General features: G+C 72.4%; 10 protein-coding genes. 5 read left to right on the top strand and 5 right to left on the bottom strand.

The genetic code is table 11. The annotated features are described in order from the left end of the window. The first annotated feature begins 52 nt into the window (after window positions 1–52). Entirely contained in the window at window positions 53–1,477 is a 1,425-nt protein-coding gene (locus ACFY4A_RS27090) for a purine-cytosine permease family protein (protein ID WP_390831954.1), read from the top strand. Window positions 1,478–1,588: 111 nt separating this feature from the next. Here the strand turns inward: ACFY4A_RS27090 and ACFY4A_RS27085 are convergent, their stop codons facing one another. Then, window positions 1,589–3,085: a PucR family transcriptional regulator gene (locus tag ACFY4A_RS27085; RefSeq protein WP_390831953.1), complete on the bottom strand. Its 1,497-nt coding sequence runs from the start codon at window positions 3,083–3,085 to the stop codon at window positions 1,589–1,591. Between the two features lie 113 nt (window positions 3,086–3,198). After that, window positions 3,199–4,122, bottom strand: a complete 924-nt coding sequence (locus tag ACFY4A_RS27080; protein WP_390831952.1) for a LysR family transcriptional regulator — start codon at window positions 4,120–4,122, stop codon at window positions 3,199–3,201. 225 nt (window positions 4,123–4,347) lie between these two features. Here ACFY4A_RS27080 and phnA point away from each other — a divergent pair, with 225 nt between their 5' ends. Next, window positions 4,348–6,762 carry a phosphonoacetate hydrolase gene (phnA, locus tag ACFY4A_RS27075; RefSeq protein WP_390831951.1) on the top strand — a complete coding sequence of 805 codons (2,415 nt, stop codon included), beginning with the start codon at window positions 4,348–4,350 and terminating at the stop codon, window positions 6,760–6,762. A 145-nt stretch (window positions 6,763–6,907) separates the two neighbouring features. Here phnA and ACFY4A_RS27070 read toward each other — a convergent pair whose 3' ends face one another. The 3 genes from ACFY4A_RS27070 to ACFY4A_RS27060 form a co-directional block, all read right to left on the bottom strand. Further along, window positions 6,908–7,996 carry a P1 family peptidase gene (locus ACFY4A_RS27070; protein WP_390831950.1) on the bottom strand — a complete coding sequence of 363 codons (1,089 nt, stop codon included), beginning with the start codon at window positions 7,994–7,996 and terminating at the stop codon, window positions 6,908–6,910. Window positions 7,997–8,078: 82 nt separating this feature from the next. Continuing rightward, complete coding sequence (locus ACFY4A_RS27065) at window positions 8,079–9,224, bottom strand: winged helix DNA-binding domain-containing protein (RefSeq protein WP_390831949.1); 1,146 nt, start codon at window positions 9,222–9,224, stop codon at window positions 8,079–8,081. Window positions 9,225–9,307: 83 nt separating this feature from the next. Continuing rightward, entirely contained in the window at window positions 9,308–11,488 is a 2,181-nt protein-coding gene (locus ACFY4A_RS27060; protein ID WP_390831948.1) for an MMPL family transporter, read from the bottom strand. A 215-nt stretch (window positions 11,489–11,703) separates the two neighbouring features. Between ACFY4A_RS27060 and ACFY4A_RS27055 the strand changes: the two genes are divergently transcribed. From ACFY4A_RS27055 to ACFY4A_RS27045, 3 genes are all read left to right on the top strand, one after another. Continuing rightward, entirely contained in the window at window positions 11,704–12,828 is a 1,125-nt protein-coding gene (locus tag ACFY4A_RS27055) for a sensor histidine kinase (RefSeq protein WP_390831947.1), read from the top strand. Next, window positions 12,825–13,487: a response regulator gene (locus ACFY4A_RS27050; protein WP_390831946.1), complete on the top strand. Its 663-nt coding sequence runs from the start codon at window positions 12,825–12,827 to the stop codon at window positions 13,485–13,487. The genes ACFY4A_RS27055 and ACFY4A_RS27050 overlap by 4 nt, the downstream gene beginning before the upstream one ends. A gap of 121 nt (window positions 13,488–13,608) precedes the next feature. After that, window positions 13,609–13,899: a nuclear transport factor 2 family protein gene (locus tag ACFY4A_RS27045; RefSeq protein WP_390831945.1), complete on the top strand. Its 291-nt coding sequence runs from the start codon at window positions 13,609–13,611 to the stop codon at window positions 13,897–13,899. Window positions 13,900–14,563 lie beyond the last annotated feature (664 nt).

The following is a 14,563-nucleotide window of genomic DNA, read 5'->3' as shown; positions in this document are numbered from 1 at the left end:
TTCTGAATGACCCTATGCAGTTCAGAAGTGGGTCTGTGGAAGAGGGCTATCTATGACAGGCGTGGTCGAACAACGCTCGATCGATGTCGTCCCCGACGCCGAACGGCACGGCAGCGCGTTCAGCCAGTTCACTCTCTGGCTGGGCGCCAACCTCCAGATCACCGCGGTCGTCACCGGCGCGCTCGCCGTCGTCTTCGGCGGGGGCGCCTTCTGGTCGATCATCGGCCTGCTGCTCGGCAACCTGCTGGGCGGTGCGGTGATGGCCCTGCACTCCGCCCAGGGGCCCCGCCTGGGCCTCCCGCAGATGATCTCCAGCCGGGCCCAGTTCGGCGTCCGCGGAGCCATTGTCCCGCTGGTCCTGGTCATCGTGATGTACGTGGGCTTCTTCGCCAGCGGCAGCGTGCTGGCCGGCCAGGCGGTCGGCGAACTCACCCACCTCGGCGACACCACGGGCATCGTGATCTTCGCCCTCGTCTCCGCGGTCACCACGCTCGTCGGCTACCGGCTCATCCACACGCTGGGACGGGTGGCCAGCATCGTGTGCGCACTCGCCTTCGTCTACCTCGGCATCCGCCTCCTGGAGCACGCCGACCTGAGCACCCTCCTCGCCAACCGCTCCTTCGACCTGCCGCTGTTCCTTCTCGCCGTCTCCCTCTCCGCCTCCTGGCAGCTCGCCTTCGGCCCCTACGTCGCCGACTACTCGCGCTACCTGCCCCGCTCCACCTCTCCCCGCGCCACCTTCTGGTGGACCCTCGGCGGTTCGGCCCTCGGCTCCCAGTGGTCCATGACCTTCGGCGCGCTCGCGGCGGCCGCGGCCGGCAGCGCCTTCGTCGACAACCAGGTCGGCTACGTCGTCGGCCTGGGCGGCGCGGGACTCGCGGCCTCGTTCCTGTACTTCGTCATCGCCCTGGGCAAGCTGACGGTCAACGTGCTCAACACCTACGGCGGTTTCATGTCGGTGGTCACCGGCATCAGCGGCTTCCGCGGGCAGCGCGCGCTGTCCACACGCGGCCGCGCCGCCTACATCGCCGCGATCATGATCGCGGGAACCGCGGTCGCCCTCCTGGGCAAGGACAGCTTCCTGTCCTCCTTCAAGGACTTCCTGCTCTTCCTGCTCACGGCCTTCACCCCCTGGTCGGCGATCAACCTGGTGGACTACTACCTGATCGCCAAGGAGCGCTACGACCTGCCCGCCCTGAGCGACCCGCACGGCCGCTACGGCGCCTGGCGCGTCAAGGCACTCATCGTCTACGGCATCGGTCTTCTGGTCCAACTGCCGTTCCTGGCCACCAGTTTCTACACCGGCCCGCTGGTGGAGCCGCTCGGCGGCACGGACATCTCCTGGATCGTCGGACTGGCCGTACCGGCCGCCCTCTACTGGCTCGCGGCCCGTCGGGACACCGCTCACGTACCGGACCGCATGATCCTCACCACCGAGCCGGGGACGAGGACCGGTTCCCCCTCTCCCACCCCCTGACGTCGGCGGATGCGGGCGGAGCGGCCGCGCGGACGCGGGATCGCCCGCACCGGGCCCCAGGGCCCGGTCACGCCGGCCGCGCCGGCCGCCTCGGCGATGAGGCGCACCCGTTCACTGCCCCGGCGGCAGGCCGGCGGGGTCGGCCTCCAGGGCCAGAAGGGCGAGCCACAGCTCCGTGCGGTCGGCCAGGCGGTCGAGATCACGGCCGGTGAGCTGCTCGATCAGCCGCAGCCGGTAGCGCAGGCTGTTGCGGTGGAGCGTCAGCTCCCGGGCGGTCGCGGCGGGCACGCAGTCATGGGCGAGGTATGACCGCAGCGTGGTGACGAGCTCGGCCCGGTGCGCCTCGTCGTGCCGCAGCAGCGGCGCGAGCACGGCGTGGCCCAGCTCCCGCAGCGGCAGGTCCAGATTGCCCATCAGCAGGCCGGCGATGCTCAGCGGCGCCGCCCGGTGCACCCCGGGGCCCGCCTGTGCCGCCTGGCGCGCCTCGAAGTAGCCGAGCCGCAGCCCGGCCACGCCGCGTCGCGGCTCGCCCACGCCCACGCGGACCTGTGGGTCCAGAACGGCCAGGTGGTCCGCGACGGTACGGGCGGCTGCCGCGGCGTCGACGCCGTCGGGCACGATCACCATCACGGTGTCGTCGATCAAGGCGGTGGGCAGCCGATCACCCTCACTCTCCAGGAGCGGCCCCAGCGTCCACGGCAGGCTGCGCAGCCGCCCGGGGGCGCCGCCGACCCGGGCGACCACGACCACGTGCGGTCCCTCCACCGCGAGGCCGTACGCCGCCAGGCGGCGGCGGGCGTCGGCGTCGGAGACCGTGCGATGCAGGACGTCCTCGAGGAGCTGGCCCAGCAGCTCCCGTCGGCCGTTGAGCACGGCCTGGTGACGGGCCACCTCCAGTCCGAGGATGCTGGTGGCGAACGACAGCACGTCCTGCCGGGCCGTGCCCAGCCGGGTGCGCAGCCACGCGACCGGCACGCCGTCCACCACGATCGGCACGGACGTCCCCCCGTCGTCCGCCGCCTCCTCGTCCGCGCCGGCCTCCGGCCACGCGGACGAGGAGGGGTGGCGCGCCAGCACGCGCCCACCCTGCTCGACCACGGCCACCGGCCCCGCCCCCAGCTCGCGGTGCAGCCGCCGCAGCAGCCCGCGAAGACCGTGACCGGACAGCAGCTCTCGGACCAGCTGGTCCTGGAGGACGACGGCCGATCGCACCGTGTCGTAGCGCTCCGCGAAGATCCGGTCGGCCACCCACCGGCTGATCTGCGCGAACGGCACCTCCACCGGTGAACCCAGGAGGGCCAGACCGACCCGCTCGGCGGTCTCGACGACGACGGGCGGCACCTCCTGGTGCACCAGGCCGGTACCGAAGCACACCGCGGCCACCGGAAGCTCCGCCAGCCGGCCGAGCAGCCGGATCCACTCGGCGTCGTCCCGGTCCAGCATGCCCGTCGTCATCACCAGTTCGTCACCGCGCAGGAACGGCGTCGGATCCGGGAGTTCCGTTGTGGACACCCAGCCGATCCGCCGGTCCTCGTCGTGGCAGTGGCTGCTCAGCGCGCGAAGCCGCAGGGCGGGTTCGGCGAGGAGGTCGGGAACCGAGACGGGCACACGACGATTGTGCAACAGCACAAAACCGCCTGTGAAAGCCGGGCCACGCCGACTCGTACGAGATCGGTCCCCGGATCTCCGGTGCGCCCCGCCGGCGGGGCGCCGGCCGCCGTTCAGGGCATGGCGGGCCTCGGCAGTTCGCGCGGCCACTGGCCTACGGAGCGCAGTAGTTCGATGAACGCGCGCTCCGCCGGGGACAGCAGACGGTCCCTGCGACGGACGAGGTTGACGGGCCGGGAGCGCGGGGCCGGGTCGACCGGCAGGACGGTCAGGGTCCCGGCGCGTACGTCGTCCACCACGGCGTGCTCGGAGATGAGGGCGAGTCCGAGGCCCGCCGCCACGCACTGCTTGACCGCCTCGGGGCCCCAGGCCTCACCCCGTGACACCTCGGTCAACTCCCATTCCGCGAGCGCCTGTTCCTGGAGTTCACGGGTCTGCGAGCCCGGCTCGCGCAGCAGGATGCGACAGCCCTTCAGGTCCCCTGGGCTCACCTGGTCCCGCGCCGCCAGCGGATGCCCCGGCGCCGCGATCAGCACCAGGCGCTCGCCGAGCACCGTCTCCGGCACCAGCCGGGACTCCGCCGGAACGCCCGCGACCACGGCGACGCCTATGTCCCCGGCCAACAGCCGCTCCAGCACCGCCTCGTTGTTGCCCACGAAGATGTCGCACTCGATGCCCGGATGCCGCTCCTGGAACCGGGCCAGGAGCGACGGCAGCAGATACGTGCCGACGGTCGTCGAGCCACCGACCAGCAGCCGTCCCGACACCAGACCGCTCACCTGCTGCACCGCCGCGACGGCCTCCTCGGCCAGCAGGAACACCCGCTTGCCGTACTCGGCCAGTATCTCGCCCTCGGCGGTCGGCCGCGCCCGGGATCCCGAGCGGTCGATCAGCGTGACCTTGAGGGACTGCTCCAGCCGGCGCACCTGGTTGGAGACCGACGGCTGGCTCATGTAGAGACGGTGCGCCGCCGCCGAGAAGCCCTGGTGCTCCACGACCTGCATGAAGATCCACAATCGGTGGAGGTTGAGTTCCACACGCCTCCCTCAGGCCGTCGCCGATCGCCCGAGCCGCCGACTCTAGCGCCAGAACGCCCTGGTGGGGAGGGTGCGAGACGCGGTGGGAGCACCGTCCGCGGCTATGACCGTCATAGCGAATCCGGTGGTTCTGCCCGTCCCCGGCGCGGTGCTACCCATGAAACAGCGGGAGGGCCGACACGACGGCCCTCCCGGCTCCTTCGACCTTCAGAGGTGGATCCGCACATGACCGAACCGCTGACAGTGAACGGACGCCGCTACCACCGGCCCCGCCGGCCCGTCGTCGTGGTGTGCATCGACGGCAGCGAGGACGCCTACCACGAGCGGGCCATCGCCGACGGCCGCATGCCCTTCCTGGAACGCATGCTCCATGCGGGCAGCGACCTGCGCGCCGACTGCACGATGCCGTCCTTCACCAATCCGAACAACCTGTCCATCGCCACGGGGGTGCCGCCCTCCGTCCACGGCATCTGCGGCAACTACTTCTACGACACCGCCGCCGGCACCGAGGTCATGATGAACGACCCCGAACTGCTGCGCGCCCCGACCCTGTTCGCCGCCTTCTCGCAGCAGGGGTCCAAGGTCGCCGTCATCACCGCCAAGGACAAGCTGCGCCGGCTCCTCGGCAACGGTCTCGTCGACGGCATCTGCTTCTCCGCCGAGAAGGCCGACCAGGCCACGGAGGAGGAGAACGGCATCGGCAAGGTCCTCGCCCGGACCGGCATGGAACTGCCGTCCGTCTACAGCGCCGAGCTCAGCGAACTGGTCATGGCCGCCGGGGCCGACATCCTCGACAAGGACCGCCCCGACCTCATGTACCTGTCGCTCACCGACTACATCCAGCACAAGCACGCCCCCGGATCGCCCGTCGCCAACGACTTCTACGCCATGCTCGACCATTACTTCGAGCGTGTCGACGCGCTCGGAGCGGTACTCGTCGTCACCGCCGACCACGGCATGAACGCCAAGGCCGACCGCGACGGGAACGCCCGGGTCGTCCACCTCCAGGACGTCCTCGACGCCCAGCTGGAGCGCGGCTCCGCACGGGTCGTGCTGCCGATCACCGACCCGTACACCGTGCACCACGGCGCACTGGGCTCGTACGCCACCGTCCATCTTCCCGAGCACGCCGACAGCGGCACCGTCACCGCCCGTCTCCGGGCCCTGGAGGGCGTGGACACGGTGCTGACCCGCGACGAGGCGGCCGCCCGCTTCGAGCTGCCCGGCGACCGCATCGGCGACCTCGTCGTCATCGCGGAACGCAACACCGTGCTCGGTACGACGCCCGCCCGGCACGACATCTCCGGTTTCACCGAGCCGCTGCGCTCGCACGGGGGGGGCTGTCCGAGCAGAAGGTGCCGTTCCTCGCGAACGCGCCCGTACCCGGTCTGCCCGACGGACACCGCCTGCGCAACTTCGACGCGTTCTGGGTCGGCACGGCGATCGCGGCAGGTGAGTCGCTCTCCGCCTGACCCGTCCAGCACACCCGTCGGCGACCGGCCCCGGCCGCCGGGGCCGGCACGCCGAGCCCCGAGTACGAGCGTCCGGGGCCTTGCCATGCCCGCTGCCGCCCCCCACGCCAGCCCATCCGCCCCAGACGAGGGACAGGACACCGCCATGGCCGACCTCGCACCACCGCAACCGCACCGAACTCCCCTGACCGGCCCGGCGCAGGCCGGCGCCGTCCGCTGGCGACGGCGGATCTTCGCCGTGACCTGGCTCGCCTACGCAGGGTTCTACTTCGTACGCCAGGCCTTCTCCGTCGCCAAGCTCGGCATCCTCGACGACCCGGCCGTCAACACCGTCCTCACCGAACATGCCCTCGGCGTCATCGACGCGGTGTATCTCGCCGCCTACGCGGCCGGGCAGTTCCTGTGGGGCATGTGGGCCGACCGCTTCGGTCCCCGGGTGGTCGTCATCGGCGGCATGATCGGTGCCATCGCCGCGGCCTGCGTGATGGGCCTCAGCAGCGCTCTGCTGGTCTTCGGCGGCGCGATGGTCGTCCAGGGCCTCGCCCAGTCGGCCGGCTGGGCGCCGCTGTGCAAGAACATGGGCAGCTTCTTCCCCGTGCGGCAGCGCGGCCGGGCTCTCGGGCTGTGGAGCACCAACTACGCGTTCGGGGGCCTGGCCGCGCCCCCGTTCCTCGGCTGGATCGCGTACTCCCTCTTCGACAGCTGGCGGGCCGCGTTCTTCTCGGGCGCGGCGACGCTCGGCGCCGTACTGCTGCTGTTCGCGGCGTTCCAGAAGAACTCTCCGCGGGACGCGGGCATCGTCGAGGACGACGCGCCGACCGGGGAGCCCGCGCGGGGCGGGCGCCCTGCACCGGCCATGGAGACGGGTGAGCGGCGCCACGGGATCGCCCTCTACCGCGAGACGCTGCGCGACCGCATGGTGCTGACCCTCGGCGCCACCTACTTCCTGCTCAAGCCCGCCCGTTACGCGATCCTGCTGTGGGGTCCCGTACTCGTCAGCCGGCGGCTGCCCGACATCGACAAGGTCGGTGCCGTCCTCGTCCCGATCGCGTTCGGCGCGGCGGGAGTTCTCGCTCCCATCGGCGTCGGCTGGGTCTCCGACGCTGGTCAGTCCCGACTCGGCCGGGTCCCATTGTCCGTCGACGAAGTTGCGCCGAAGGTGCTGTGACTGTGCCATGCCCTCCCCTTCGCTGGACCACCCGGCCGTGCTGCCGGACGTGGTCAGGCTCGCCGAAGGGCCGGGCCGTCACAATGCGCGATTGCCGAATGGGGCCGATAGCCGCGGCCTATCGCGTCCCGCCGCTGGTCAGTTGTCAGCCGGCCGGCGTCGTCCGGCTGTCGGGCAGTGGTGACGCCGTGGGGTCCGTGAGGGCGTCGAGCAGCCGGTCCACGGGCAGGGCCGGCAGTGTGCGGCCGCCGAAGCCCGTGGTCGTGGTCGCGGCCAGCAGGGAGTTGAGCACCGCCTCCTCGACGGCGTCGAGGACGGCTTCGAACAGGGGCCCCAGTTCGGCGTCCGCCACGGCGGCGCCCGCCGCCGGTCGCGTACTGAAGGCGATGGCGTAGTCGCCGCTGCCGTGGCCGTAGGCCGCGCCCGTGCGGGCCAGGGCGAACACGGCCCGCCGCGCGACGCGGGTGAGCTGCCGCGCGTCGACGGGGGCGTCCGTGGCCACCACGATCATGCAGGAGCCGGTCTCCGCGACCGGCGCCGGGTCGCCGGCCAGGCCCAGGGACCGCGGGGTGACGCAGCGGCCGAGCACCCGCAGCGTGCCGCCGAAGTTCGCCTGCGCCAGGACCCCGGCCGTGTACCGCCGGCCTCCCAGTCCGGGTGTGCGCGAGGCGGTTCCGATGCCGGCCTTGAACCCCAGGGCGCCGGTGCCGGTTCCCGCGCCGACGCAGCCCTCGGCCACCGGACCGCCGGACGCCCCGTCGAGCGCGGCGCGGACGTGCTCCTCGTGCACCGGCCGCGCGCGGATGTCGGACAGGAAGCCGTCGTTGCACTCGCCCACGACCGGGTTGAGGCTCTGCACCTCACCGCATCCGGGCCGTTCGAGCATCCACCCGACCAGGGCGTCGGCGACCCGGAACGCCGACAGGGTGGAGGTGAGCAGCACCGGTGTCTCCAGCGTGCCGAGTTCGGTGAGCTGGGTGGTGCCGATGAGCTTGCCGTAGCCGTTGCCGGTGAACACCCCCGCGGGCAGCGGCGATCGGGGGCCGACCGCGCCGGGCACGACGGCGGTCACTCCGCTGTGCACGTCAGGGGGACGCCGGACGGTGGCGTGCCCGACCCGGACGCCCGGCACATCGGTGATCGCGTTGAGGGGACCGGTGTCGCCCCGCCCGACGACGATACCGAGGTCACGGGCCCGGCGCCGGGTGCCCTGTGCCGACTGGACGTGAGCCATGGGTTCCTCCATACGACCGGACGCTACGCGTCGCACCCGGCGTGCGGGCGGCCGGGTCCGCCCACGGCGGCAGGGGCACGGCTCAGTCGCCGCGGAGCACGCGTGTTTCGGCGGCCGGCAGCCCCTTCGTCCACCAGTGGCCGTAGCGCCGGTAGACCGTGTCCTCGCGGTCGGCGAGGAACAGGCGGAGCGATCCGGCCTCCGCGGCCAGTTCCCGCCAGACGTGCTCCGGAAGCGGGTGGAAGGCGGTGGCCTCGATCCCTCCGTCGACGGGTCGCCAGACGCCGGCGACGTAGCCGTCGACCAGCAGGGTGGGCAGCACGTCGCCGTTGACGCGCGTCACGAGCTTGCGGTACGCGGGTGGGATGACGCGGCTGCGGTCGGCGTAGGCCAGCAGGATGCTGTCCCACATCGCCATCAGCCTGGGCGGGGCCGGGGTGTCCTCGTCCGGCCGCGGCGCGCCGGGGATGTCGTACAGCACCGTGCCGTCGGGGCCTTCCAGTTGCTCCAGTCCGGTGGCCGGCCCCTGCACCGCCGCCTTCACCCTGGCGCGCCGGACCAGCGCGAACTGCGCCATGTCCGCCACCGACGCCGGGCCGAAGCCCTCCAGGTAACGGCGTATCAGAGTGCGCAGGCCCTTGACGGCGGCGTCCGGATCCGTCAGCTCCGGCGGTGTGCCGGCGGCGACGTACGACTGCTGGGTGCCGAACGACCAGGGTCCTCCGGTGGGCGCGTGCCACAGCGGCGCGTACTGCCGCAGCATCCGCCAGGCCGCCGGTTCCACCGGTGCGCCCAGGAACTCCTCGAGCCGGCCCCGTACCTCGGCGGCGGACCGCGGCCGGCCGGCGTACTCCAGCAGTCCCGGGACCAGCGCGTCGGCGTCGGCGGCGGTGAGCCCGGACGCCGTGAAACGGGGGTCGCCGAGCCTGGAGGCGCGCAGTGTCGGCTCCATGGCCTCGCGGAACGCCCGGTAGTCCGTCGCGTGGACCATGTGCAATGTGATCCGCATCAGTGTCGACCTGACGGCCCGGTGGCCGGTCAGGGCGGCGTCGAGGCCGGCCGGGTCGAAGCCGGGGAGCCGGTTCCACAGCGCCAGGTACGGCGAGGCGGGCTGCTGTGCCTGAAGAGCGACCACGCGCCGCACCGCTTCGACGGCGGTGAGCGGCTCCCGGTGGAGCAACAACTGCCGGGCGAGTGTGGAGCGGTTGAGGGCGCGTGCGGTCATCATCCGGCCATCATGCCGAGCTTTTCCGCCGGTCGTGCGGGAAACCCCCGCCCCAGGGTCCCCCGCACTCCGGCTGGGGGGGAGGGTCAGACCCTGGCCTCCTCCCCGACCTCGGCGCTTGGGGCCGCGGTCGCTTTCGGTGCCCGGCGTCCGGGCATCCACCAGTTGGCGTTGCCGCACAGTTCCATCACCGCGGGGACGAGGATCATCCGGATGATGGTGGCGTCGACGAACACGGCGACGGCCATGCCCAGGCCGATCTGCTTGACCGAGACGTCGGAGCCGAGCAGGGCGGTCGTGAAGATGGCGATCATGATGGCTGCAGCGGCCGTGATGACCTTGGCGGTCCGTGCCAGCCCGCGGGTGACGGCCGCGCGGGTGTCGCCGGTGCGCTCGTACTCCTCACGGACCCGCGAGATCAGGAAGACCTCGTAGTCCATCGACAGGCCGAACAGGAGCGGGAACATCATCATCGGCACCCAGGTCGTGACCGGCATGTCGGTGGGGAAACCGAGGAGCGAGCCCAGCCATCCCCACTGCACGACCGCGACCAGCACGCCGTAGGCGGCGGCGATCGACAGCAGGTTCATCACTGCGGCCTGCAGGGCGATCGTTACCGACCGGACCAGCACGATCAGCAGCAGCAGGGACATCACGATGACGACCCCGATCATCAGGGGCAGGCGCGAACTGGTGTCCTCGGCGAAGTCGATCGCGCCGGCGTTCGGGCCGCCCACATGGACCTGGGCGCCGCCGGGTGCCTTGGGCAGCACGTCGTCGCGGAGCCTGTGCACCAGGTCCGCGGTCGCCTCGTCCTGGTATCCGGTCCTGGGGAAGGCCATGAAGGTGGCGGCCCGCCCGTCCTTGCTGATCCGGGGCTCCGTGGCGTAGGCGATGCCCTCGGTCCGCCTGACCGCCTCGACGACGGGACGCAGATCGGCGTCCTGGGAACGGACCTCGGTGGCGAGGATCAGGGGTGCGCCGTAGCCGGGGCCGAAGCCCTCGGAGAGGATCCTGTACGAGGTGTAGCTGCTCCTGTCGTGGGGCTGGACACTGGCGTCGGGCAGGCTCAGCCGCATCGACAGCGCGGGGGCGGCCAGCACCAGCAGGCCCGCGAGGGCCAGAACCGCGGCGGTCAGCGGCTTGCGCTGCACCACGCCGGCCCAGCGTTCGGCGAGGTTGCGCCGTTCCCGGGACGGGACGCCGCCGGCTCCGTACCGGCGGGACGTACGGCGGGGCAGGCGCAGCGAGTTGATCCGGTGTCCGGTGAAGCCCAGGAACGCCGGCAGCAGGGTCACCGCGGCGATCATCGTCACCAGGACGGTCACCGACGCGCCGATGGCGACGCCGGTCATCATCTTCTGGCCCATGGCGATCAGGCCCAGCAGCGCGATCAGGACCGTCGTTCCGGCGAACAGCACCGCGTGCCCCGCGGTGGTGATCGCGGTGACCGTGGCGCTCTCGGGGTCGTCGCCGTCCTTCAAGCCGTCCTTGTAGCGGGTCAGGATGAACAGGGCGTAGTCGATGCCGACGCCGAGCCCGATCAACGCGGCGACGAGCACGGTGAAGTCCGGCGAGGGGACCAGGTGCCCCACGAGTTTCATCAGGGCGATGCCGCCGAGGACCGCCATCAGTCCGGTCACGATCGGCAGGCCCATCGCCACCAGTGACCCGAAGGAGATGAACAGGATCACCGCCGCCGCGAGGACGCCCACGCTCTCGGACGAACCCTGCGGGGGTGTCTCGGCCTTCTCCGCCCTGTCCCCGCCCAGCCCCAGCGTCACACCGTCGCCCGAGGCCTTCTTGACCGCGTCCACCAGGGGCTTGACCTCGGTCTTCTTCACATCCTTGGCGGTCAGCGGGATGGTCGTGCGGGCGATGTGGCGATCCTTCGTCACCAGGTCCTCGTCCTCGTACGGCGAGGCCACCGGTCCGGTGAGGGGCGAGGCGGACAGATCGGCGATGACCTTCTCGATCGTGCGCCGGGCGGCGGGGTCGTCGATCCCCTTGTCCGCCTTGATCGCGAGAGTCAGCGTGTCCCCCTGCTGCTCGGGGAAGTGCTTCTCGATCAGGACCTGCGCCTTGGCGGACCCGGAGTCTCCCCCGGAGTAGTCGTTGTCGGAGGGGGCGCCGTAGCCGAAGCCGGCGAGCGCCACGGCGGCCACGCCGGCGATCCAGGCCAGGAGCACCAGGCGGCGCCGCCGGTAGCAGAACCGGGCCAGTGCCGCGAGGGCTCCTTCCGTACGGGGGGTGTCGGTTGCCGTCATCTTCTCCTCCTGCGACCGCGACTGGACATCGCCCGATGATGTCCGCCGGACCCGCCTTGGAACGTCCCGCAGGCGCGGGCACTTTGGGCTGCCGCGGACGGCGCACGCGGCCGCGGCGGATACCGCGGGCGCCGCCCCCGTACCGCGGGCGCGGTACAAGGGCACTCGTCCACGAGCGTGACCCGCCCGCGGCGGCATCCCGCTAGGGTGCGCCCATGGACAGAGGACGGTTCGGTGTCCCGGCCGGTGTCGGAGACTGGGTGATCGCCGTCGGCGTGGCGGGGGCGCTGCTGGCCACCGGGCTGTCCGGGCGGCACTCCGCCGACGATCTCGGCCTGCTCGGCTACGCGCTGCTGGTGGCCGGCGGCCTGGCGCTGGCCGCACGCCGCCGGGCCCCGCTGCCCGTGCTGGCCGTCACCGGACTGTGCGCGGTGGGTTATCAGGCGGTCGGTTTCGATGTGCCCGCCGTCGCCTACCTGTTCGCGGTGTACGCCGCCATGCGGGCGGGGCACCGCACCGTCACGGTGGTGGCGAGCGTGGCGATGCTGGCCACCCTCCCCCTCGCGGCCCTGGCCTCCCTGCACGACACGGGTGAGGCGTTCGCGCAGGCCCGCGGCGCTCTCGAGGTGGCCTGGCTGATCGCGGCCGGCGCGGCGGGCGAGGCGCTGCGGCAGGCCGAGCAGCGGGCGGACGAGGCCGAACGCACCCGGGAGGAGACCGCGCGGCGCCGCGCCGACGAGGAACGGCTGCACATCGCACGGGAGTTGCACGACTCGCTCACTCACCAGATCTCGATCATCAAGGTGCAGGCCGAGGTCGCCGTCCATGTGGCCCGCAGGCGCGGCGAACAGGTGCCGGCGGCCCTGCTGGCGATCCAGGAGGCCGGACGTGAGGCGAGCCGGGAGCTGCGCGCGACCCTGGAGGCCCTGCGCGACGACGACACGGCCCCGCCGCGCGGCCTCGACCACGTCCCGGAGCTGGTGGAACGGGCCCGGGCCATCGGCCTGGACGCGACGCTGACGATCGAGGGGCAACCGCACGACGTGCCCGCCGCGGTGGACCGGACCGTCTACCGGATCGTTCAGGAGTCGCTGACCAACATCGCCCGGCATGCCGCCGCGGACACGGCGTCGGTCCGGATCGACTGCCGTCCGGACGCGCTCACGATACGCGTCGACGACGACGGCAGGGCCACGCCGGGCGCCACCCCGATGCCCGGCGTCGGACTGCTCGGGATGCGTGAGCGCGTCACCGCCCTCGGGGGCCGGCTGCGGGCGGAGCCGCGCGTCGAGGGAGGCTTCACCGTCCAGGCCGAACTCCCCGTGGAGCAGGCGTCGTGATCCGCGTCCTGCTGGTCGACGACCAGCCGCTCCTGCGCAGCGGATTCCGCGCGCTCCTCGACATGGAGAACGACATCGAGGTGGTGGCCGAGGCCGGCGACGGGAGGGAGGGCCTGGCCCTGGTCGAGGAGCACCTGCCCGACATCGCGCTCATCGACATCCGGATGCCGGTCCTCGACGGCATCGAGGTGACCCGGCGCATCGCCGCGGACCCGGCGCTGTCCGGGGTGCATGTCGTCATCCTGACCAACTACGGTCTGGACGAGTACGTCTTCGACGCGCTGCGCGCCGGCGCGGCCGGATTCCTCGTCAAGGACATCGTGCCGGAGGACTTCCTGCACGCCGTGCGCGTCGCCGCGCGGGGCGACGCCCTGCTCGCGCCGTCGATCACCCGCAAGCTGATCAGCCGGTTCGTCACCCAGCCGCTCGACACAGGAGCCGGCCCGGGGCTGAAGGAGCTGACCAACCGCGAACGCGAGGCCGTCGCCCTGGTCGCGCAGGGACTGTCCAACGACCAGATCGCCGACCGCATGGTGATCAGCCCGATGACCGCGAAGACCCACGTCAACCGGGCCATGGTCAAGCTCCGGGTCCGAGACCGCGCCCAACTCGTGGTCCTCGCCTACGAGTCCGGCCTGGTGACCCCCCGAAGCCGCTGACCGCGCCCGGCGGGCCGCGTACCGGTCGGCACGCCGCGGCAGAGGTGAGGGCCGGGTGTGCCTGACGGCCCCGTCCGACCGGTGCTCCCAGCCTGGGAACTCCCCGGGGACAGGAGCACTGATGACGGCCACTCGGGTTCACCGACGGCAGTGGGAGGCCATCGAGCGGTACGACTGGGAGCTGATGAGGTCCCTGTACCACCCCGAGTACGTCTACACGGACAACACCGGGACGCGGTACGCCGAAACCGACACTCCGGTCGCCGTGATGCGCCACCTGCACACCGCGTTCCCCGATGTGGAACTCGAGCGCTGCGAGCCCGTCGCCGCTGCGGTCCACGCCCGCGCGGATCGCGCCCTCGAATCCCCGATGCGCCGCGCCGCCGTCACCGCTCACCTCCGTGTGCCATGACCGCGTCCGTGCGCGCCGGCGGCTCGCCCGTGCGCGTCACGACGACGTCCGTGCGCGCTGGGGGCTCATCCGTGTCCGTCAGGACCGCGTCCGTGTCCCGGGGGCACGACTGCCCGCCCGCCTGGACGGCGTCCCTGGCCGTCGGGAACCGTAGAGTGAAGCGCAGCCCCAGCGAGGCGGCGAGCTCGGTCGACTCGCCGTGCACCGGCCGGCTCCAGCGGTACGCCGTGCTCGCGGTTGCGGCGGGCCCGCTCGGCCTCCGGCCAGCCGGGGTAGCGGACCGGGGCGTTCGCGTCGAACGGCGGGCAGGCGAGCACGCTGCCGAACAGCCGTTCCGCGTCGCGGACCACGGCGTCCGCCCCCCGCAGCAGCGCGGGCGCGACGGCCACCCTCCGCGCCCGTGGCCGTGTCGGTGCCCGGCGGGCCGCCGTCGGCGAAGCGCCGGCAGGCGTCGAGCAGGAACCGGGCGAACGCGCTGTGCATCGTGCACCGGGCCGCCGCAGGCCCCGGAGGCCGACAGGCCACGCGCCTCCGACCGGGCGATCATGGTCACTCCGCGCAGTGAAAACCGCGTGCCCCCGGAACCGGCCGTCCCGGCGGCGAACCCGGGCCGCACGGCGGGGATGCCGGAGCGCGGCCATGGACAGGGCCCACACGGAGAGCG

Origin of the sequence: Streptomyces sp. NPDC001292, assembly GCF_042896465.1 — a bacterium.
Lineage (GTDB): Bacteria > Actinomycetota > Actinomycetes > Streptomycetales > Streptomycetaceae > Streptomyces.
Note: the sequence above shows the minus strand (reverse complement) of the source record. Positions and strands in the feature narration are given on the sequence as shown.